This is a genomic window from Kiloniella laminariae DSM 19542, from assembly GCF_000374005.1.
GTDB lineage: Bacteria > Pseudomonadota > Alphaproteobacteria > Kiloniellales > Kiloniellaceae > Kiloniella > Kiloniella laminariae.
In genome coordinates, this window is the sequence record NZ_KB893157.1 from 95,370 (window position 1) to 116,609 (window position 21,240).

General features: G+C 51.8%; 21 protein-coding genes. 14 read left to right on the forward strand and 7 right to left on the reverse strand.

Features of this window, described 5'->3' with window-relative positions:
• Window positions 1–12 precede the first annotated feature (12 nt).
• From leuD to B152_RS0113570, 5 genes are all read left to right on the forward strand, one after another.
• A complete protein-coding gene (gene leuD, locus B152_RS0113550) occupies window positions 13–615 on the forward strand; it encodes a 3-isopropylmalate dehydratase small subunit (protein WP_020592968.1) in 603 nt (200 codons plus the stop codon).
• Window positions 616–787: 172 nt separating this feature from the next.
• Window positions 788–1,900, forward strand: coding sequence for a 3-isopropylmalate dehydrogenase (gene leuB / locus B152_RS0113555; RefSeq protein ID WP_020592969.1), 1,113 nt, complete (start codon window positions 788–790; stop codon window positions 1,898–1,900).
• A 218-nt stretch (window positions 1,901–2,118) separates the two neighbouring features.
• On the forward strand, window positions 2,119–4,317 hold the full coding sequence (locus B152_RS25440; protein ID WP_020592970.1) for an inverse autotransporter beta domain-containing protein: 2,199 nt from the start codon (window positions 2,119–2,121) through the stop codon (window positions 4,315–4,317).
• Window positions 4,318–4,462: 145 nt separating this feature from the next.
• A complete protein-coding gene (locus B152_RS26040) occupies window positions 4,463–4,630 on the forward strand; it encodes a hypothetical protein (RefSeq protein ID WP_157231087.1) in 168 nt (55 codons plus the stop codon).
• A 153-nt stretch (window positions 4,631–4,783) separates the two neighbouring features.
• Complete coding sequence (locus tag B152_RS0113570) at window positions 4,784–5,800, forward strand: aspartate-semialdehyde dehydrogenase (protein ID WP_020592972.1); 1,017 nt, start codon at window positions 4,784–4,786, stop codon at window positions 5,798–5,800.
• A 162-nt stretch (window positions 5,801–5,962) separates the two neighbouring features.
• Here the strand turns inward: B152_RS0113570 and B152_RS0113575 are convergent, their stop codons facing one another.
• A complete protein-coding gene (locus B152_RS0113575) occupies window positions 5,963–6,934 on the reverse strand; it encodes a GlxA family transcriptional regulator (protein ID WP_020592973.1) in 972 nt (323 codons plus the stop codon).
• A 122-nt stretch (window positions 6,935–7,056) separates the two neighbouring features.
• Here B152_RS0113575 and B152_RS0113580 point away from each other — a divergent pair, with 122 nt between their 5' ends.
• Window positions 7,057–8,262 carry an MFS transporter gene (locus B152_RS0113580; RefSeq protein WP_020592974.1) on the forward strand — a complete coding sequence of 402 codons (1,206 nt, stop codon included), beginning with the start codon at window positions 7,057–7,059 and terminating at the stop codon, window positions 8,260–8,262.
• Window positions 8,263–8,265: 3 nt separating this feature from the next.
• Here B152_RS0113580 and B152_RS0113585 read toward each other — a convergent pair whose 3' ends face one another.
• Window positions 8,266–9,033: a hypothetical protein gene (locus B152_RS0113585; protein ID WP_020592975.1), complete on the reverse strand. Its 768-nt coding sequence runs from the start codon at window positions 9,031–9,033 to the stop codon at window positions 8,266–8,268.
• A gap of 90 nt (window positions 9,034–9,123) precedes the next feature.
• Between B152_RS0113585 and B152_RS23750 the strand changes: the two genes are divergently transcribed.
• Entirely contained in the window at window positions 9,124–9,612 is a 489-nt protein-coding gene (locus B152_RS23750; RefSeq protein ID WP_020592976.1) for a MaoC family dehydratase, read from the forward strand.
• A gap of 18 nt (window positions 9,613–9,630) precedes the next feature.
• On the opposite strand, the gene maiA is transcribed toward B152_RS23750, so the two are convergent.
• The 5 genes from maiA to B152_RS0113615 all read right to left on the reverse strand — a co-directional run bounded on the left by maiA (window position 9,631) and on the right by B152_RS0113615 (window position 13,828).
• Complete coding sequence (gene maiA, locus B152_RS0113595) at window positions 9,631–10,287, reverse strand: maleylacetoacetate isomerase (protein WP_020592977.1); 657 nt, start codon at window positions 10,285–10,287, stop codon at window positions 9,631–9,633.
• A 19-nt stretch (window positions 10,288–10,306) separates the two neighbouring features.
• Window positions 10,307–10,792, reverse strand: a complete 486-nt coding sequence (locus tag B152_RS23755; RefSeq protein ID WP_020592978.1) for a MarR family winged helix-turn-helix transcriptional regulator — start codon at window positions 10,790–10,792, stop codon at window positions 10,307–10,309.
• Between the two features lie 69 nt (window positions 10,793–10,861).
• A complete protein-coding gene (locus B152_RS0113605) occupies window positions 10,862–12,166 on the reverse strand; it encodes a TRAP transporter large permease (protein ID WP_020592979.1) in 1,305 nt (434 codons plus the stop codon).
• 12 nt (window positions 12,167–12,178) lie between these two features.
• On the reverse strand, window positions 12,179–12,697 hold the full coding sequence (locus B152_RS0113610; protein ID WP_020592980.1) for a TRAP transporter small permease: 519 nt from the start codon (window positions 12,695–12,697) through the stop codon (window positions 12,179–12,181).
• 93 nt (window positions 12,698–12,790) lie between these two features.
• Complete coding sequence (locus B152_RS0113615) at window positions 12,791–13,828, reverse strand: TRAP transporter substrate-binding protein (protein WP_020592981.1); 1,038 nt, start codon at window positions 13,826–13,828, stop codon at window positions 12,791–12,793.
• A 450-nt stretch (window positions 13,829–14,278) separates the two neighbouring features.
• Here B152_RS0113615 and B152_RS0113620 point away from each other — a divergent pair, with 450 nt between their 5' ends.
• The 7 genes from B152_RS0113620 to sdhA all read left to right on the forward strand — a co-directional run bounded on the left by B152_RS0113620 (window position 14,279) and on the right by sdhA (window position 21,237).
• Window positions 14,279–14,815: a VOC family protein gene (locus B152_RS0113620; RefSeq protein ID WP_020592982.1), complete on the forward strand. Its 537-nt coding sequence runs from the start codon at window positions 14,279–14,281 to the stop codon at window positions 14,813–14,815.
• 16 nt (window positions 14,816–14,831) lie between these two features.
• Entirely contained in the window at window positions 14,832–15,857 is a 1,026-nt protein-coding gene (locus tag B152_RS0113625; RefSeq protein ID WP_020592983.1) for a fumarylacetoacetate hydrolase family protein, read from the forward strand.
• A 264-nt stretch (window positions 15,858–16,121) separates the two neighbouring features.
• On the forward strand, window positions 16,122–17,009 hold the full coding sequence (locus B152_RS0113630; RefSeq protein WP_026261552.1) for an HpcH/HpaI aldolase/citrate lyase family protein: 888 nt from the start codon (window positions 16,122–16,124) through the stop codon (window positions 17,007–17,009).
• Window positions 17,010–17,115: 106 nt separating this feature from the next.
• Window positions 17,116–18,237 (forward strand): MaoC family dehydratase, encoded by a 1,122-nt coding sequence (locus B152_RS0113635; protein WP_020592985.1) that lies wholly within the window; start codon window positions 17,116–17,118, stop codon window positions 18,235–18,237.
• A 414-nt stretch (window positions 18,238–18,651) separates the two neighbouring features.
• On the forward strand, window positions 18,652–19,044 hold the full coding sequence (sdhC, locus tag B152_RS0113640) for a succinate dehydrogenase, cytochrome b556 subunit (protein ID WP_033406473.1): 393 nt from the start codon (window positions 18,652–18,654) through the stop codon (window positions 19,042–19,044).
• A 1-nt stretch (window position 19,045) separates the two neighbouring features.
• A complete protein-coding gene (sdhD, locus tag B152_RS0113645) occupies window positions 19,046–19,426 on the forward strand; it encodes a succinate dehydrogenase, hydrophobic membrane anchor protein (RefSeq protein WP_020592987.1) in 381 nt (126 codons plus the stop codon).
• Window positions 19,427–19,434: 8 nt separating this feature from the next.
• Window positions 19,435–21,237, forward strand: coding sequence for a succinate dehydrogenase flavoprotein subunit (gene sdhA, locus B152_RS0113650; protein WP_020592988.1), 1,803 nt, complete (start codon window positions 19,435–19,437; stop codon window positions 21,235–21,237).
• The last annotated feature ends 3 nt before the right edge of the window (window positions 21,238–21,240 follow it).

Below are 21,240 nucleotides of genomic sequence, written 5' to 3' on the forward strand. Positions count from 1 at the left end.
GAAGACAGAGATATGGAAAAGTTTACCTCACTCACTTCTGTGGCAGCGCCGCTGCCGCTGGTGAATATCGACACGGATATGATTATCCCGAAACAGTTCCTCAAGACCGTAAAACGTACCGGTCTGAAAGCAGGCCTGTTTTATGAACTGCGCACGGACGAGCAGGGCAATCCGAAAGATTTTGTTCTGGATGAACCAGCCTACAAGGATGCCAAAATTCTTGTGACCGGGGATAATTTCGGCTGTGGTTCATCACGTGAGCACGCACCCTGGGCACTGCTGGATCAGGGCATTCGTTGTGTTATCGCACCAAGCTTTGCCGATATCTTCTACAACAACTGCTTCAAGAACGGCATTCTGCCGATTGCCTTGCCGCAGGAACAGGTCGACATGCTGATGGACGATGCCCGTCGTGGCTCCAATGCTGTTGTCTCGGTTGATCTGGAAAGCCAGGAAATCAAAGGCCCGGATGGCGGAACGATCACGTTCGAAGTGGATGCGCATCGCAAACACTGTCTGCTAAACGGTCTGGATGACATTGGCCTGACGTTCGAAAAAGCTGAACACATTGATCAGTTCGAAGCCAAGCGCAAGGCGACCCAGCCCTGGCTGTAATAGCAGTCATGTTGTTGACAATATGAAGAGGGCCTGCAGGTCCTCTTCGCTTTTTGGTCCCTGTTGAGTGATTATGGATAGCGGGACCGTGGCACGAAACTAAGATGGTATTAATTTGAGAGCGGAGACTGATTCGCTCTTGTTTGTGGAATAGTTCGGAAGAAGACGAGATATGGCATCTAACAAAAATTTGTTGATTCTCCCCGGTGACGGGATCGGCCCTGAAGTCATGGGTGAAGTCCGTCGTGTTGTCGACTGGATGGACAAACGTCGGGCGGTCAGTTTCGACGTGACGGAAGATCTCGTTGGTGGGGCTGCCATCGACAAGCACGGCGTACCGCTGGCGGATGAGACAATGGATCAGGCACAGGAAGCTGATGCCGTTCTGCTTGGTGCCGTGGGTGGTCCAAAATGGGACAACCTCGATTTTTCGATCAAACCAGAACGAGGTCTCTTGCGTCTGCGCAAGGAAATGGAACTGTTTGCCAACCTGCGTCCGGCTCTTTGTTTCGACGCGCTGGTTGCAGCTTCTTCCCTCAAGCCGGAACTGATTGCTGGCCTGGATATCATGATCGTCCGCGAGTTGACCGGAGGTGTCTATTTCGGTGAGCCCCGGGGCATTGAAACTCTGCCAAACGGCGAACGTCGCGGAATCAATACCCAGGTCTATACAACGTCGGAAATCCGTCGTGTAACCGAAGTTGCCTTTGATCTGGCACGCAAGCGGGGCAGCCGGGTTTGTTCAGTGGAAAAAGCTAACGTGATGGAATCAGGCCTGTTGTGGCGCGAGGAAGTGACCAAGATGCACGGCGAAGGCTTTGATGATATCGAGCTTTCGCACATGTATGCGGATAACTGTTCCATGCAGCTGGTCCGGGCACCGAAGCAGTTCGATGTGATTCTGACCGACAACCTGTTCGGGGATATGCTGTCTGATACAGCGGCGATGTTGACCGGATCTCTGGGCATGCTGCCATCAGCCTCCCTCGGGGCGACGGATGTAACAGGCCGCCGCAAGGCAATGTATGAGCCGGTCCACGGTTCTGCCCCTGACATTTCAGGACAGAACAAGGCCAACCCTTTGGCGACGTTGCTGTCGTTTGCCATGGCGCTGCGCTATTCCTTTGATATGGGCGACGAAGCTGACCTGATTGAAAAGGGTGTGGACAAGGTTCTCGCTTCGGGCAAGCGTACCGGGGATATTATGGCGGCAGGCTGTGAAGCGGTTTCAACCAAAGGCATGGGCGATGCCCTGCTGCGGGCCCTGGACGAACAGGCCGCCTGAGGGTAACTGCAGAGACTTTCCTGGTTTTTTACAAAAGAGGGGCGGCAATTAATTTTGCCGCCCCTCTTTTGTATCTGAAAAATGATGATGTTCTTTGTAAATATAATCTTTTCAAATAATTAACGGCTTCTCTCTGGCATTTTACATTTTTGATCAGTATAACATTTTAATGATAATGAGAATCATTATCGAATAATCATCAAAAAAGAGTTTGTAAAATGCCTGCTAAACATCTGTTACAAAGAGGGGCCTCTCATGTTGCCCTGTTTCTGGGGATTACCGCGTCTTTACCTTTCACAACAATTTCTTTGTCAGCTGAAGAAGTGAAAAAGGAACAAAATGTGACCACCGATAAATGGGGGGCACACATAGAAGTGGAAGGGAAGTACGGAACTGACCGGCATATCGGGGAAAGTACTTTATTTGTGCCTCTGTTTCAGGACGAGGACAGTATGGTGTTCCTCGACCTAAGAGGGAAGCTTGATAATAACCAGTCCCGAGAAGCAAATGTGGGCTTGGGCTATCGACGAATAGTCAATGAAGACTGGCTTGTTGGTGGGTATGGCTTCTATGACCGACGACATTCACCCGAAGGAAACGACTTTAACCAGATGACCTTTGGGGCAGAAGCTCTAACCGAAAACCTCGACTTGCGGGTGAACGGTTATTTGCCATTTGGGGATACAATCAAAAGTTCAAGCAAGTTCGACAGTGTTCAGCTCAATGGCAGCTCGATCACAGTGCAAGAGGGGCAGGAAAGAGCTTTGAAGGGCTTTGACGGTGAGGTTGGCCATACCCTGCCTGTATTATCCCTGATGCCGGATAAATCGGATGAAATGCGTGTCTACCTTGGTGGATACCATTTTTGGGAAGAGGGGGTGGATAATGTCACCGGGCCTCGTTTCAGGGCAGAGTATCGAATGAATGATATTTTTATTGAAGGAAGCAGAATCAGTTTGAATGCGGAGATGCAACACGATACCCCCCGCGGACGCCAAGGCTTTGTTGGTCTGAAATTCCGTATTCCTCTTCAGCCGGATATTGCCCGTGGCCAATCCAGGCTTTCGCGGTTAGAGAAAAGAATGACCGAAACAGTTGTCCGGGATGTTGATGTCGTTGCGCAGGCAGGGTCCTTTGGCGAGGAGATGCCCGCGATTGATATGGAAACGGGGCAGGCTTTGGTTAATCTGAATGTTATTGAAGGTCAAACCGGAAGTGAGCTGAAAGCGGGAATCGAAACGGCTGAAGCGGCAAAAGTGACTTTTGTTAACGGTAAGGGGCAAGTTCTTAACATCGATGATACGATTAACTTACAAGCAGGACAGAGAGTCAGGGGCAATTTCAGGGTAAAGCATCCGACGACCGGGCGGGTGATGAATTTTGGTAATACAAGTGTTCATGGAACGGATGCAACGAAGCATGTATTTGCTATGAATGATAATTCATCCCTGTCAGGAATGGCAATTTCCGGAGGCTCCCACGGGGTTCACTCCAGTGGTAAAAGCAACGTAACCCTTAGTGATATTCAGATTAGTGCCACGCGTGAAGCTGGTGTCAATTTTGAAGACGGTGCCAATTTGAAAATTTCCAGGCTGGATGTTTCAAATCTGGATTTTGACAACGCGGATGGTTTTTCCAATGCCAATCCCAACAATACTGTAATCGGTGTAGGGTTGCGGATTATCAGCTCTACTGGCGTTGAGGTGGAGGGGTATCACGCTGACTATCTTGGAACCGGAATACTGTCTAATAATGTTCGGGATCTGAAGGTTACGAACTCGACAATCTCGCGGACGAGAAAAGAAGGTATGGTGCATCATTATCTCCACGATGCATCTTTTGATAACGTAGATATTGATAAAACGGGTGCTGATGGCGCAGCTTTTATTGTTTCAGCTGATGTTTCCTACCACAATTCCGCTCTCACCAATCTTGGTGCGATGAACAAGCTTGGTAATTATAGTGGCGTAAATATAAGCGGCTTTTCCAGTGATGGAACGATCATTGTCGGTTCGACAGAAAACAAAAACTATACCTTTGATAACCTGAAGATAACTAATGCATCAAACAGCGGTATGATGCTTCAGGAAATCAGGGATTCAAGTTTTAACAATATTGAAATCAGCAATGTTGATATCATAGGTATCCAGTTGATGCGGATGATGCGTGATGTTGAAAATATCGAATTTGATAATGTTCAGATCAGCAATGCACAAAATGCCGGTTTCTGGATTATGGGTGATGTCAGTGATATCCAGGCTGATATCAGGACGACGGATACGGCGACTGCCTGTGGTCGTTCAAAATGGATGGCGGCAAACCTCACTCAAAGTGGGGCTCAGGAACTTCGTATCAATGGGACAGTTCTTGCGCCTGCAGATGTGAGCACAGCCTGTCAGGAGGTGTCAAATTTCTGAGGAACCCGGATTTCCAGAGAAAGACTTGTCCCGATACAATTGGATAGTTCTGGGCGAATCCGTAGAAAGGCTTATTTCGCGGTTGACCCTCTGAAAAAAGCTGATTAGGGTAGCCTCCGAATTAACCCCGAGTGGAACAGGTTGTATGTCTAATTCCGGTTCATATCTGGCCCCGCGCGCCGCAAACACAGCGAAATCTCTTCGCCGTGCGTTTGCTGCTGCGCGTCCAGTTGTAACCGTGACAACCACCTGGACCACCATTACCACCACCCCTGTCACCACCATGAAGGTGAAGATGGGCGGCTGCAGGTAGATCCTCTCGGGAATAAAGGCTGATTTAAGGGCCGTCCCATTGAGGGGCGGCCCTTTTTCTTTAGGGCTTCGCAACCACCATCCGGTGGTTAGGGATATGAAATTTAAACGCTCCCGAAAGGGGGCCAGCAACTGAAAGAGTATAGGTTAGGCAATGGGTCACAAGATTGCAGTTATGGGCGCAACAGGCGCCGTCGGTCGTGAAATCCTGACAACGCTTTCCGAGCGTGGCTTTGATATCAAGGACATCACCGTTCTGGCATCCAGCCGTTCTACTGGCACCAAGGTGTCTTACGGCGAAGTAGGGGAACTGACAGTACAGAATCTGGCGACCTTTGACTTCAAGGGCATCGACATTGTGCTCTCCTCACCAGGAGGCTCGGTTTCAGCCGAGTACTCTCCCAAGGCAGCCGCGGCAGGTGCTGTGGTTATCGACAATACATCCCATTTCCGCATGGATCCGGATGTGCCGTTGATCGTACCGGAAGTAAACCCTGAAGCACTGGCGGGTTACAAGAAGCGCAATATCATTGCCAACCCGAACTGCTCGACCATCCAGATGGTACATGTGCTCAAGCCCCTGCATGAACTGGGTGTGGTCAAGCGTGTGGTGGTATCAACCTATCAGGCGGTTTCCGGTGCGGGTAAAGACGCGATGGACGAGCTGTTCAACCAGACACGGGGCATCTTCGTAAATGATCCGATCAAGAAAGAATGTTTTACCAAGCAGATTGCTTTCAACGTGATCCCGCACATCGATGTCTTCATGGATGATGGTTATACCAAGGAAGAATGGAAGATGATGGTCGAGACCAAGAAAATTCTCGATCCGAAAATCAAGGTCACAGCAACCTGTGTCCGCGTACCTGTTTTCATTGGTCATGCTGAAGCTGTTTCGATCGAGTTCGAAAAGGAAGTGACGGTTGAGCAGGCGCGCAAGGCCCTGAAAGACACACCGGGCATTACGGTCATTGATCACCGCCAGGACGAGGGCTATGTCACACCGCAGGAAGCTGCGGGTGAAGATGCCACCTTCGTCAGCCGTATTCGTGCCGATCCTACTGTTGATAATGGTTTATGTTTGTGGGTTGTCGCGGACAACCTGCGTAAGGGCGCGGCCCTTAATGCGGTTCAGATTGCTGAACTGCTGATAAAGGATCACCTCAAGTAAGCTGCTTTAGCTGAAAGAGACCCTTTATCTTCCCTGTCGCACTTGCCGGGCGTGGAGTTTTCTCCACGCCCTTTTTTTGATCAACCCTTGCCGTGGAGTTTTCTCCACGCCCTTTTTTTGATCAATCCTTGCCGTGGAGTATTCTCCACGCCCTTTTTTTGATCATATCGGGCCGAAGTGCTGCAGGTACTCGGTCGTTGTAACGCCCATATGGCGTGAAAAACAGCGGCGCATTTTCTGGAGGTCACCAAAACCGCAGAGGTTGGCGACCTGTTTCAGCGAAACGCCCCGGGCGAGCAGGGTTCTGGCCTGATCGAGCCGGGTCAGTTCAACAAACTGGACGGGAGAAACGCCGAGGGACCGGTTGAATTTGCGATCCATGGTGCGGGGAGACATTTTTGCTTCCCTTGCCAGTTCAGCCAGTGTCCAGTTGTGGGCCGGATTGTTTGAGATCTTGTCCAGCAGCTTCATCAGCGGCGGTTCGATCTGAATCTGTGCCTGTAGCAGGTGCGAGAACTGCTGTTGTCCACCATTGCGTCGAAGATAGACCACCAGTTCCTGGGCCACGCCGAGCGAGAGACCCGTGCCGTGATCTTCCTCAATGATCGAGAGGGCCAGATCAATACCGGTTGAGACACCAGCAGAAGTGTAGATCTGCCCCGATTTTGTATAGATGGTGTCGAGCTCCCATAACACATCGGGATAGCGGTCTTTTACCATCCGGGCGCGGGACCAGTGGGTTGTTGCACGTTTGCCGTCAAGGACACCAGCTTCGGCCAGCAGCAGGGCGCCGGAGCAGACAGAGATCAGGCGCTGGTCACTTTGTTGCAAGGTGAAATTCTGAAGGCAGTCACATAGATCCCTGTTCTCAAGGAGGGCGTCAATGCCTTCTCCTCCCGGGATCAGAAGGTCGGCAGGTTTGGGTTGTTTTTTTAGTGATCCGCTTGCAACAATTTCCAGACCACAGGATGTTTGTACATTTTTGCCATCGGGGCTGATAAAGCGGTGGTTGTAGGCATTGCCAGTTGATGAAACCGCGCTGTGAAAGGCCTGCACCGGGCCGCTGATATCAAGCAGGTTGACCTGGTCAAAAACCAGAACATCGATCTGTCGTTGTCGGGGAGGTTTTGTCATATAAAAATTCACTGCGTTATATGGGGTATCGATTTGGCAATATTTGATGTCAAAATTACATTTTTGCCAAGTACCAATTTGACTAGAGTAGCCAGAAGATAATTTTTTCCAAAGGCAACGTGATGACAGCTTCAATTGGCAACCGTCAGCAAAAGATAAATTTTTCTTTGATTCTATTGGGTAATGCGGTGCTGGGGGCACCGATGCCCATGCTGATCATTCTGGGCGGACTTGCCGGGGTGATGCTGGCGCCGAGAGCTGAACTGGCGATCCTGCCCGTTTCGTTACAGCTGTTGGCGGGGATGCTTTCGGCGATGCCCCTGTCGATATTCATGGGGAAACACGGTCGGAAAAAAGGCTTTGTGTTGGGGGCTGTTATGGCTGGCCTTGGCGGCATATTGGGTCTTTACAGCCTGTTTTATACAAGTTTCTCTCTGCTCTGTCTGGCCCATGGGCTGTTAGGGGCGGCGCTGAGCTGTTTTGGTTTCTTTCGCTTTGCCGCAGCCGAGGTGGTTGCCGAACAGTGGCGGCCAACGGCAATTTCCTTCACGCTGGGCTCAGGTTTGATTGCGGCCATCATTGGCCCGGAAATTTTTGTTTTCAGTAAAGACTATTTTGATCCCATTCCCTTTGCCGGTGCTTACGGGGCAATCTCGCTGATCTCTCTGGTCGGTTGTTTGCCTGTTCTGGCTCTTGTGATCCCGACGTCAGCGACGGCAAAGACTGATTTCGTTCAGGAAAAAATAGCAGCAAGTTCGATTTTGCGCCGCCAGCCTGTCTATACGGCAATTTTCTGTGCGGCGATTTCATTTGGTGTCATGGTTCTCTTGATGGCACCAACCCCGCTGGCCATGACACTTTGCGGCTTTAGCGAAACACAGGCAAGCGACGTGATCCGCTGGCATGTGGTTGCCATGTTTGCGCCCAGTTTTTTTACGGGAAGTCTTGTTTCGCGCTTTGGTTCGTCACGGGTGGTTTTCCTCGGTCTTGTTCTGCTGGCCGTTTCAGGAGCAATTGCCCTGGCCGGGATCGAACTGGAGCATTTTTATCTCTCCCTGATTTTACTCGGCCTGGGATGGAATTTCGGCTTTATCGGAGCAACAAACATGTTGTCAGAGAACCTCGCACCAGAAGAGAGGTCGGTTGTCCAGGGGCTTAATGATACCTTGGTCGCCCTTGTGGCCACGCTGGCTTCTTTTGGCTCTGGTGTTCTCATTTCTACTTTTGACTGGGCTGCGGTGGTTGTTGCAGCTTTCCCGATGATATTTCTGGCAGGACTGATGCTTTATATCCTCAGGAAAAGCGTGGTGCTGCTGAAGCCTGTTTAAGGTTCAGGTCACGAAGGACAGGGCCTGTTCAGTTTTTCTGTGCGTCGCGGCAAGCGCGGGAGGCGATCCGGCGGCCCTGATTTCTTCCAGGATGTTGTGGCGTGACATGTAGAGGACATAAAGGCGCAGGTCCACGGGAACTTCCTGGCGATACCTGAAGTCAAGATGAAGCCATTTTTCGATATGGGCAAAGCCGTAGTGCCGGTTTTGCCCTTTTTCGTGCAGGATATGATTCATCACTCCGAAGTGATAATCCACATCAAAACGGCTGAGGATCAGGCTGCGGGTCAGGTGTGGCAGTATCCGGCTGAGGCCCTTGCGGCGCCAGTCCGGTCGGGTATAGAGGCGTCCGCTGTAGGACAATTTTCCGCGGACAGCCCTTTCCGGATCAACCGAGAGTTCCCGGATGGCTGTCCCGTCGGGGATTTTTCCCTGTTCATACCAGAAACGCAGGTTCTCGAGGGACTCGCGCAAGCTGGTATAGGGCAGCAGCTTGGCCGAGATATAGCTGACACAGTTATCCGGCTGCTGAAGATAGACATTGATCCAGAAGCAGCGTTCGGGCGTCAGTGTATTCAGGGCCGGATCAAAGGCCGGATTGACATATTTGGTATCGGGCATGGCATTGGAGATGTCCTGGTAGTGGTCAAAATCCGTAGATATTTCCACGGAGAGGCCCAGGGCTTTGATTTCGTTTTCCAGTGCAACAAGTCTGCTTTTAAAAAATGCCCGGCTGTAGTGGGGGCAGATTGGCCAGTCTATAAGCTGCATAGCATCCTCCATAAATATGAATTGCAACTAATGCGTGTATATATTAATAATATAAAACCGTAATAATTGTCAATCAGGAGAATGGTTATTATGAAATTTGTAACAGGCATGGAGATTCGCCACCGCTTTACCAAAACCGTCAATGAAGGGGATCACAGTCTCTTTTGCTCTTTAACCTGGAACCCTCAGCCGCTGCATATCAATGTAGAGAAGGCTCGGGAAAGTGGTTTCTCCGGTGTGCTGGTCAACGGCATGTATACTTTGAGCCTGACGCTGGGTGTCTCGGTCTACGATCTGACAATGGAAGGTTTGATTGGAAATCTTTCAATCGACGATGTGCACTATCATGCACCGGTAGAGATCGGAGACACTTTGAGTTTTATGACCCGTATCCTTCATGTCAGGTCATCGCGCAGTCGTCCGGACCGGGAGATCGTCACCTTTCAGCACTTCTGTTTTCGCAAGAGAGATGAACTGGTGCTGGATTGCCACCGGACAACCCTGATGCAGTCTGAATCCGGGCAGCTGGAGGAAGAGGCAGGATCAAAGCCGGAAGCTGTCACCCTGCCTGTTTTGTAAAAAAGAGAGGGGCCTCAATTAACAGACAGCTTCAGCATCCGGCTGGTTTTCCGGACGGGCCTTGTCAAAGGCTGTCAGCGCCAGACAGTTTTTCTCGATGCGGCAGAGGGTCGGGTAATTCTCGAGCGGAATGGAGAAACGCCGGGCGTTATAGATCTGGGGGACGAGGCAGCAATCTGCCAGACCTGGAGTGTCGCCATGGCAGAAGTTTCCAGAAGAAGAGCTTTGGGACAGAGTTGCTTCAAGGGCAACGAAGCCTTCATCAATCCAGTGACGATACCACTGAGTCTGCTGTTCCTGCGAAAAGCCACAAGGTCCTGTGAGGTATTTTATGACCCGCAGATTGTTCAGAGGGTGGATGTCACAGGCAATATTCTGAGCCAGAGCGCGGACATGGGCGCGCTCAAGGGCTGTGGCAGGCAAAAGGGCGGGATCGGGGTAGAGTTCTTCCAGATACTCGATAATTGCCAGAGACTGGGTCAGGATTTCTCCTGTTTCAAGACGCAGGGCAGGAACCAGCTTTTGCGGATTGATCTGTTGATAATCTGCCGCCAACTGTTGCCCGCCATCCCTCACAAGATGAAGCGGTGTGCTCTGGTAAGGGAGGTTTTTGAGGTTGAAGGCAATACGTACCCTGTAGGCAGCTGTCGAGCGCCAGTAGGTATAGAGGTCCATGGTCAGACTTTCCGGACTTTCAAAGGGAGGTAAAAGGTTCTGTGCTCAGGCAGTCTTCGGCATTTTTACGAACCCGTGCCATCAGGGATCGCAAGAGACGTTCTTCTTCGGGGGAGAGCCCGGCCAGAATTTCCTGCTCCCTGGCTCTGACTTGGGGGATCAGTTCACTCAACACCTGCCGCCCTTCCCGGGTCAGGAAAAGATTAACCCGGCGTTTGTCTGCGCTGCTGACGCCCCGTTCCAGGTATCCGGCCTTGAGCAACCCCTTGATCGCCCGGCTGACCTGTACCTTGTCCAGACTGGAGTGATCGACGACTTCGCTGGCGGAAAGCGGGGGATAGTTTCCCAGAACGACCATGACCCGCCACTGGTAGACGGTCAACCCGTAGGCGCGGGTGTAGATCGTGGCCACAGACTGACTGATGGCCCGGTAAAAGATCCGGACTTCGTAGGGGAAGAAGTCCTTGAGATTGAGGCTCTCGATCTCGTGGTTACTCGGGGTCATATGTTACAGGCCTGTTGTTGGTGTCGTTGATCTTGGTCTTGTGTTCGAATTGTCCTGTCTGCATCCGGCTTAATCCATAAGCAGGGATGGCAGCCAGAGTGAGAGCGCCGGAAAGAGGATGAGCAGGGCGAGGCGGGCGACATCGGCAAAAAGAAAAGCCACGACGCCCCGGCTGATTGTCTGCAGGGTCAGGCCGGGCGTACCCGCCATGATGATAAAGAGGTTCATACCTACGGGCGGTGTGATCAGGCCAACTTCAACCACGGACACCATAATCACCCCAAACCAGATTGGATCGAAGCCGAGCGAAGTGATCAGGGGATAGATGAACGGCAGGGTGAGGAGGATCATGGAAAGTGCATCCATGAAACAACCGAGAATTATGTAAAAGATAACCAGCAGAATCAGGACCAGATAGCGGTCCCAGCCCAGTTCCGTGACAAAAGATACCAGCGCCTGGGGCAGGCCTGTGGTTTCAATGAAATAGTTGAACACTGCCGTGCCGACGAGAATGAGAAAAATCATCCCTGTGGTGTTCGCCGTTTCGTTCAGGCTTTCCCAGAAGCTGCGCAGATTGAGCTGGCGCTTGGCAAGAGCAAGAAGAAAAGCACCGATAGCGCCGATAGCAGCTGCCTCTGTTGGAGAAAACCAGCCTGCATAGATCCCACCGATGACAACGCCGAACAGGAGAATCACGGGCCAGACACTGAAGAGAGCCGAGAAACGTTCGGGCCATTCCACGCGGGTGTCAGCCGGGCCGAGTTCGGGATTTCTGGCGGTCTTGATCCAGATGGCGAGCATGTAGAGAGCTGTGGCCAGGAGGCCGGGGATCAGGGCGGCAGCAAAAAGTCGCCCGATCGACTGTTCGGTCAGAATGGCATAGATAATCATGATAACACTGGGGGGAATCAGCACTCCCAGTGTGCCGCCAGCAGCAATGGTGGCGCTGGCGAGGCCATCGTCATAGTTGCGGCGGCGCATTTCCGGCATAGCAACCCGGCACATGGTCGCGGCTGTTGCCAGGGATGATCCACAGATGGCCCCGAAGGCTGCGCAGGCACCGACGGTTGCCATGGCAAGCCCGCCCCGGTAGTGGCCGATAAAAGCGTGAACACCGTCATAGAGCGCGCGGGACAAGCCGGCCCTGGCCGAAAAAGCCCCCATCAGAATAAACAATGGAATGACAGAAAGCGAATAGGGGAAGACAGACTCAAAAGGGATCGAGCCCATGATAAAGGCAACGGAATCATAGCCATTGATGATCAACCCGCCAACGGCACCAACCATTCCCATGGCAATGGCAATCGGAATGCGAAAAGCAATAAGGCCGAGCAAAACAGCAAAGGAGAGAAGGCCGATTATTTCCGGAGACATGGTTCTAGGCCCCTATTGTTTGTACCGGGACAGGACATCCCGTCGGGTGATGAGGCTATAGAAGCTGGTAATGCCCAGATGAAGTGCGACCAGAACTGAAAGAGCTGATCCGATGACAAGGGGGACCCAGTAATAGATCATGGGAAGGCCCAGGGTCATGGAGATGTCACCGTATTCATGTTGCATTTTTGCCTGGGCAAAGGAAAAAATCACGATGGCAAACATAAAGCAGCAACTGAGCAGAGCGCCGATCAACTGGAACAGGGCGGCAGGACGCTGAGACAGGCGGTCGGTGATGATCGAGACCGCCACATGGCTCCCGCTCATAAAAGTCTGGGGAATAGAGAGATAGGCGGCTGAAAGAACCATCAGCTGGATCAGATCAATCGTGCCATAGATTCCGGCCCCGTCAAGCTTGCGCAAAATGACATCCGCTGTGGTGACCAACATTGCTCCAAGCAGGAAAAGCATGGCAAGTCCGGCGGTGTACTTTGTCACGCAGCCAAGAATTTTGTGAGACTGTTCGATCATGCTTTGCCTGTTGTTCTGGTCTGTTGCTCTGGCCTGTTAATTTATAGAAGAACCCGGTTGATCGTGACGACGACAATCAACCGGGGAACTGGGTCATTCATACTTGGCGATGGTTTTTACGGCGGCATCATAGATCTCACGGGCGTTTGCCACACCGGACTCTTCGATGTCTTTGAGGTATTTGTCCGTCGTCGGTTGAAGAGCTGTACGCCATTCAGCACGTTCGCTGTCAGAAAGAGCCAAAACGGGATTTCCTTTGGCCTTCACGTCTGCAATGCCGGGCTCATCCCATTTGTTCCACCAAGGGCCGAACTTCGCGACCAGAGTGTCGCCGCTGATGGCATCGATGGCAGCGCGAATGTCTTCAGGCAGGGCCTCATATTTCTTTTCATTCATGACGAAGTAGAAGCTCGTGGTATAGGCCTTGGCATCGAGATGGTAGTCGAGAACTTCGGCAAGCTTGAAGCCGTGTACACCGTCATAAGGAAAGAGGTTTCCGTCGATAACACCCTTTTGCAGGTTCTCATAAACCTGGGTCGGAGGCAGGCCGACAGGCGTGGCATTGAGCTGTTCGAGCATCATGGAAGTCGCCAGGCTTGGAGTACGCAAGCGCAGGCCTTCCAGGTCGGCCATGGTCTTAATCTGTTTGCCGCGGCTGTGGATCAGGCCGGGATTGTGGGCGTGGAGTGCTAGAACCTTGAGGCCGACGTATTCCTCGGCCAGATATTCAGGATAGAGGTCCCACAATGCACGGGAAGCTGCATCTGCTGACTTTGTCAGGAAAGGCAGATCCATAATCAGGGTGCGCGGCAGACGACCGCGGGGGAAACCGGTAAGGCCGTGGGAAATATCAACGACACCGGCCCGAACCTGGTCATATTGCTTGGCTACATGACCAAAGGCAGATCCGGCGGGGAAGATTGTGACCTGCACCTGTCCGTTGGTTTGCTCTTCCAGCTCCCTGGCCCAGGGTTCCAGAAAATCTGTATGGGTCGGGTGTGATGCAGGAAGAAAGTGGCTGAGCTTGAGCTCGATGGTTTCTGCAAGGGCCGGGGTTAATGTGGCTGTTGCCAAAGATGTTACGAGAGATGTTGCCAGTGTTGCGGCGGCGGCGAGTAGAAAACGTTTCATGGATTAATAGCCTTCCTGTGCGGCGGTGGCCTGTTTGTACTGTTTTGTTTGTACTGGCCAATTCTGCGTGTGAGCATCGCTCTTTATCAGGCCAGTGGATTTTGTCTGCTGTAATCCATAGTTGGCCGTTTAATCATAATAGTTTCATATGAAACAAATTGGCAAATAAATTTTCCGGTAATTTTTTATCTTCATTATCTTGCTGATTAATAAGAATAAAATTTAAATATAGAGAAGGTATTATTATTTTACAGGATTAATTTTTATAAAATTTCTTGAATTAGTTTCATTTGCAACTAATCTTGAATGTCTTAACTGCGGGTTTGTGCAGTTCGCCAGAGTCGTTCTGGACTGGCCACCCTAGTCTGGTCGCTCTGGCCTGATTGTATTGATACACTACAAATCGGTTGTACGGGATCTCCGTATGGCCTCATGCTTATGAGGTTGAAGATGAAAATCGAACAGATACATCACGTTGCTTATCGCTGTAAGGATGCCAAGGAAACGGTCGAGTGGTACGGAAAGTACCTGAATATGGATTTCATTCTTGCTATTGCTGAAGACGAGGTTCCCTCGACCAAGGCAAAAGACCCCTATATGCATATCTTCCTTGATGCGGGAAAAGGCAGCATTCTTGCGTTCTTTGAAATTCCCAATTCCCCCCCGATGGGCCGTGATCCCAACACCCCGGAATGGGTGCAGCATCTGGCGCTGAGTGTTGCGACGATGGACGAGATGATGTCCGTAAAAGCCAAGCTGGAAGCGGACGGAATCAATGTTCTGGGACCGACAGATCACACCCTGTTCAAGTCGATCTATTTCTTTGATCCCAGCGGGCATCGCATCGAACTGGCCGTGAACATCGGGACGCCCGAGATGAACAAGAAGCTTGATGCCGTGAAATGGGAAATGCTGGAAGAGTGGTCCAAAACCAAACGTGCACCAAAGCATGCGGACTGGATGCATGAAAAAGCACGCAGCTCTTGAGACAGGTACTTTATAGATGAAACTCGCGACATATAAAAACGGCACCCGCGACGGTCAGCTGGTTGTTGTCAGCCGTGACCTTGAACTCTGTGTTCCTGTTAGTGAAATAGCAGAGACACTTCAATCCGCGCTGGATGACTGGGGCCAAACTGCCCCAAAGCTGGATCTGGTGTATCAGGATCTGAACCGCAAAGGAGCCGAATTCGCGGGTGCAGCTGCGTTTGAACAGGCCTCCTGCGCATCTCCTTTGCCACGTTCCTATCAATGGGCGGACGGCTCGGCCTATGTCAATCACGTCGAGCTGGTTCGCAAGGCGCGTGGGGCCGAGTTGCCCGAGAGCTTCTGGAGCGATCCCCTGATGTATCAGGGCGGATCGGACAGCTTTATCGGGCCAAGAGATGATATTCCGCTGGCTTCAGAGAGCTGGGGAATCGACTTTGAAGCCGAGATTGCTGTGATCACCGACGATACCCCGATGGGTGTCGATGCGGCTGATGCCGCTGGTCACATCAAGCTGTTGATGCTGGTCAACGATGTGTCCCTGAGAGGGCTGATCCCTGCGGAACTGGCCAAGGGGTTTGGTTTTTTTCAATCCAAACCTTCCAGTGCTTTTTCGCCGGTTGCCGTCACACCGGATGAGCTGGGAACATTCTGGCAGGATGGCAAGGTGCATCTGCCGCTGCAGTCCTGGTTAAACGGAGAGCTGTTTGGCAAGCCGGAAGCCGGGGTGGACATGACTTTCAGCTTCCCGGAAATTGTCGCGCATGCCGCAAAAACCCGCCCGCTGGGGGCGGGAGCTATTGTTGGTTCGGGGACCGTTTCAAACAAGCAGGATGGCGGGCCGGGTAAACCTGTTTCCATGGGGGGGCTGGGTTATTCCTGTCTTGCCGAAATCCGAATGATTGAGACCATTGCTCAAGGGGCGCCTGTTACGTCCTTCATGAAGTTTGGTGACCGGATAGCCATTGAAATGCAGGACAGGGATGGTCATTCAATTTTTGGTCGAATTGATCAGCAGGTTGTTCAATATCAGGCAGAATGACCTGCCCTTAAAATTCAGAATTTTCCGGTAAAGCTTGTTGAAAGCCTGCTTCTTTTTTGGAAGCAGGCTTTCATTTTATTGTTATCTGTTATTATTTCATGGACTTTTTTCTTAACGGTTTATTTTCCATTATGGCACAGGTGCTATTTCTGTTTGGCAATAGTGTCATTGGTAAAAAAGCAATATGCTGCACTGCAGTAAAACGATAATCGTCTGATTAAAATGGCGGAAAAACAGCAGGCTTTTGAACTTCAGGAGACTTCCATGACCGAATCTCACCGGCCCCGCCGATCAGTGCTTTATATGCCGGGGTCAAACCCTCGAGCACTGGAGAAGGGGAGGTCTGTAGCTGCGGATGCCCTGATCCTGGATCTGGAAGATGCTGTTGCTGGCGATAAAAAGCCGGAAGCCCGGGGGGAGGTCGTGCGGGCGATCAAAAAAGGGGGCTATGGGAGCCGGGAAATTATTGTCAGAATCAACCCGCTGGATACCGAATGGGGGATGGAAGATGTCCGAACCATTGCAAAAACCAAAGCGGACGCCATTCTCCTGCCCAAGGTCGAGACCGCAGAACAGGTAATCGCACTTGAAGCCATGATGGTTGGCGCGGGGGCGCCGCCTGAAATGTCGATCATGTGTATGATGGAAACGCCAATGGGGATGCTTTGCGCAAAACAGATCGCCGGGGCCTCAAAGCGGATTTCCTGTTTGGTGATGGGGACATCGGATCTGGTCAAGGATCTGCAGGCCCAGCACACAGGCATGCGTTTGCCGGTCCTGACCTCGCTTGGCCTATGCCTGCTGGCGGCTAGGGCCTACAAGCTGGCCATCCTTGACGGGGTTTATCTGGATCTGAAAGACGATGAAGGCCTGCTGGAGTCCTGCCGACAGGGGCGTGAATTGGGCTTTGATGGCAAGACCCTGATACACCCCAAAACTGTCGATGTGGCGAATAAAGTCTTCGGTCCCTCTGAAGAGGCGATAGAATGGGCCCAGGCCGTTGTCGTTGCTTATAACGCTGCGCTGAAAGAAGGTAAGGGCGTTGCCATTCTCGATGGTAAACTGATTGAAAACCTCCATGCCGTCGAGGCAAAGCGTATTCTGGCGACAGCCGAGGCAATCAGAGAACTTGAAGCTTATTGGGGGGCCTGATTGGTCCTGCATAATCGGGGTGATGATGTGGTGTTGTGCCGACTTGATAAAGAGTTGCCGACACCATCCGGGGTGACTGTCCGGAATAACCATAAGGGGTAAGGCAATGTCTTCGGAAAAAGAAAACCTTGGGAGCAACAAGACCAACAAGGGAAACTTCTTTGAGGATTTTCATGTTGGCATGTCCTTGAAACATGCGACACCCCGAACAGCAATGTCCGGCGATCAGGCACTTTATCAGGCTCTCTATGGGTCAAGGTTTGCGCTTGCGTCTTCTGATGAGTTCTCCCGCTCACTTGGTTTGGCGCAGGCACCGCTGGACGATTTTCTGGCTTTTCATCTTGTTTTTGGCAAAACCGTTCCGGACATTTCCCTGAATGCGGTTGCAAATCTCGGCTATGCAGAGGGGCGCTTTGGCGTGCCCTTGTTTCCGGGAGACACGGTGACGACGACCAGTGAAGTGATCGGGACCAGGGAAAATTCCAACGGTAAGACCGGTGTTGTCTATGTGCGTTCAACAGGTCGGAACCAATATGGGGAAATGGTTCTGGAATATGTGCGCTGGGTCATGGTGCGAAAATCTGCTGTAACCCAGTCCCAGAAGAAAGAATCGTCACAGGCAGCTGAAGTGCCGGATTTACTCCCCTGTGTCAGGACTTCTGATCTTGCTATTCCTGAAGAAATGACCTTTGCCGGGTTTGATAGCGCTTTGTCCGGTTCGTCCTATCTTTGGGGTGATTATGCGGTGGGAGAACGGATTGCCCATGTCGATGGCATGACCATCGAAGAAGCCGAGCACCAGATGGCAACCAGGCTCTATCAGAATACGGCCAAGGTGCATTTTAACCAGCATAGCGAAGGTCAGGGACGTTTTGGTCGCCGTTTGATTTATGGCGGCCATATTATCTCGCTTGCCCGTTCTCTGTCATTCAATGGTATGGAAAATGCGGTAAAGGTGGTTGCCCTGAACGGAGGGACGCATGTCGCGCCTACCTTTGCCGGAGATACAATCTATGCCTGGAGCGAAGTGCTTGAGAAGATTGAATTGCCAGGACGCAGTGATGTCGGGGCGCTTCGGGTACGTCTGATTGCGGCCAAGAATAATGACTGTGGTGATTTCCCCTTGCATGATGCCCAGGGGGGCTATCATCCTGATGTTGTACTTGATCTGGATTATACGGTTTTGATGCCAAAGGGAGTCCTGGATAAAGGGACGGGGCAGGAATGATGAGAGCATGCCTGGAAGGAGGGCTGCCTCTGGAAAGTAATAAATTCCTGTAATTCGGCTGTTTATTGAATAGAAAATTGTTTTTGCTGTAACCGGGACGCGCAGGGTTTGAATAAAAGGAGCTGTTGAAAAAATCTCTGGATAAACAGATTGTGACGCCTGTGATTTGATAAATTGTTGCGCCGCAGCAGGGTGCATTTATTTGAGAATTAATGAAGGATATAAAGTAAAAAAATCTTGCCGGGCGAGACTGGTTTTACTTTTTAGTTCGTGTCGTTTCTGAAGTGGTTTTTGTCGCCTTGCATTGACTAATGCTGCGATGCGGTTTAACGTCGATTGATCTTTGGGTTCTGCAAAATATAATGCGCGCGAAGCACAAATGTGGAACCGGCGCGCGATATCGGGAAAGAAAATATGACCAGGGGTAACAGACCTCTTTCGCCTCACCTGCAGGTATATCGTCCTCAACTTACTTCCTCCCTCTCCATCCTCTTTCGCATCATGGGCGTGGCCACCTCTGTTGGTTCGCTGGTGCTGATCTGGTGGCTGGTTGCCGCGGCAAGCGGCGCTGAATACTTTGAAATCGTTCAGTCCTTCCTTGGCTCCTGGTTCGGTCGTCTTATGCTTTTTGGCTGGACGCTTGCGCTGGTTTACCACCTCTGTAATGGCGTGCGACATCTTTACTGGGATGCCGGCAAGGGAATGGACCTGCCAAGTGTTCATGCTTCGGGAAAAGCCGTTGTTGTTGTTAGTATTTTGCTGACCCTTGGTCTCTGGGTTCTGGCTTATAGCGTAGGAGGAGCCTGATATGTCTCTTCGTTCTCCTCTGGCCCGCGTACGCGGGCTTGGCTCTGCCCGGGAAGGATCGTCCCACTGGTGGGCCCAGCGTTTAACCAGTCTGGCTCTGGTGCCTCTGGTTCTGTGGTTTGTCTTCTCTGTCGCCATGATGGCTGGAGCTGACTATGTCGAATTTATCGACTGGGTCCACTCTCCCGTGGTTGCGGGTCTGCTGGTCCTACTGATTTCTGTCGGACTTCTGCACTCCAATCAGGGTATGCAGGTGGTTATTGAAGATTATATTCACGGCGAATTCTGCAAGGTCGTGGCCCTGTTCCTGAGCCAGTCTGTCCATATCGTGTTGGGGCTGACAGGTGTTCTTTCCGTTTTGATGATTCTTTTCAGGGGCTAGGTAAAACCATGACCACTGCTTCTAGCAAGAAAGCATATGAATTTATTGACCATACCTATGATGTGGTCGTTGTCGGAGCCGGTGGCGCCGGGTTGCGTGCGACACTGGGACTGGCCGAAGCCGGGTTGAAAACAGCCTGTATCACCAAGGTCTTCCCGACCCGAAGTCATACCGTTGCGGCGCAAGGCGGCATCTCTGCCTCGCTGGGTAACATGGGGGAAGATGACTGGCGCTGGCACATGTATGACACGGTAAAGGGGTCAGACTGGCTTGGTGATCAGGATTCAATCGAATACATGGTACGCGAAGCTGTTCCGGCGATTGTCGAGCTTGAACACTATGGCATGCCTTTCAGCCGGACAGAAGATGGCAAGATCTATCAGCGTCCCTTTGGCGGGATGACGACCCGGTATGGCGAAGGGACTGCCCAGCGGACCTGTGCGGCGGCTGACCGGACTGGTCACGCCATGCTGCACACGCTTTATCAACAGAGCCTCCGTCGCAATGCTGAGTTCTTCATCGAATATTTCGCGATCGACCTGATCATGGAAGATGGCGCCTGTCGCGGTGTTGTCGCCTGGAATCTGGATGACGGAACGCTCCACCGCTTCCGGGCCCAGAAGGTCATTATGGCAACGGGTGGCTATGGTCGGGCTTACTTCTCCTGCACAGGTGCCCACACCTGCACGGGTGATGGTGGCGGTATGGTGCTTCGTGCCGGTCTCGATTGTCAGGATATGGAATTTGTCCAGTTTCACCCTACCGGGATCTATGGTGCAGGCTGCCTGATCACCGAGGGTGTGCGCGGAGAAGGCGGGTATCTGACCAACTCTGAAGGCGAACGCTTTATGGAGCGTTATGCCCCAAGTGCCAAGGATCTCGCCAGTCGTGATGTGGTCAGTCGGGCCATGACCATGGAGATACGGGATGGCCGGGGTGTTGGTGCCGGAAATGACCATATTCACTTGCATATCGAACATCTTGACCCGGATCTGATTCACAAACGTTTGCCGGGAATTGCTGAATCAGCAAGAATTTTTGCCGGTGTTGACGTGTCCAAGGAACCGATCCCTGTGATCCCGACCTGTCACTACAACATGGGCGGTATCCCCTGCAAATATACCGGTGATGTGGTGACCAGCAAAAACGGTGATTCCAATACCGAAGTGCCTGGCCTGATGGCGATTGGGGAAGCGGCCTGCGTATCCGTGCACGGCGCGAACCGCCTGGGATCAAACTCTTTGCTGGATCTGGTGGTCTTCGGTCGGGGTGCTGCGCTGCATTGTATCGAAACCGTGAAACCTGGAGCCAAACAGGCGCCGCTTCCAGAAGGCGCAGGGGATAACTCTCTCGATCGTCTGGACAAGGCGCGCTATGCCAAGGGAACGATGAAAACCGCTGAAGTCCGTCTGGAAATGCAAAAAGCAATGCAGAACCATGCTGCTGTTTTCAGGACCGGGGAAAGTCTCAAGGAAGGCGTTGAGCTGCTGGGATCAATCTGGAGCAAGAAAGACGATATTTCCGTGGCGGATCGTTCCATGGTCTGGAACTCGGATCTGGTTGAGACACTGGAACTGGACAACCTGATGTATCAGGCCCGGGTGACCATGTCCGGTGCTGCCAATCGGGAAGAAAGTCGTGGCGCGCATGCCCGTGAAGACTTCCCGGATCGAAATGATGAAACCTGGATGAAACACACCCTGGCCAAATGTGCCGCTGACGGGACTGTAACGTTTGATTATCGGCCGGTTAACCTGCAACCGTTGTCAGACGAAGTGCAGTCCTTCCCACCAAAAGCACGCGTTTACTGATCG